The organism is Blautia sp. AM29-29 (assembly GCF_003480555.1).
Taxonomy (GTDB): Bacteria; Bacillota; Clostridia; order Lachnospirales; family Lachnospiraceae; genus Fusicatenibacter; species Fusicatenibacter saccharivorans.
Genome location: NZ_QUJD01000012.1, coordinates 1 through 434 on the forward strand (window position 1 = coordinate 1; position 434 = coordinate 434).

The window sequence follows — 434 nt, forward strand, 5'->3', positions numbered from 1 at the left end:
TGTTTCACTGTTTAATTATCAAGGATCTCTGCCGTTCCGACTCGGATCAGCTCGTTTATTTTATCACAGAACTTTTCGTTTGTCAAGAACTTTTTTATTTATTTTTTGAAGTTCTTTCGAATTTCTCTGCTGTTCTCTCGATCAGCAACTCGTTTATTTTATCAAACTCATTTGCTTTTGTCAAGAACTTTTTTCAGGTTTTTTTGAAGCAGTTTTTGCAACCCGCGGCAGCCACCCGGCTCCGAACTAAGTTTTTCTGTTTCAAAAGAACTCATTCGCATCAGCTCTCGCTGACAGCTTAGTTATAATAACACCGCCAAAAGCAAAAGTCAACACCTTTTTTCGAATTTTCTTATTTTTAGAAAAATATAGTTAATTCTGCATATTTTATATTTTATCTGAATTTTTTAAAAAAGACCGTACGCATCACACGC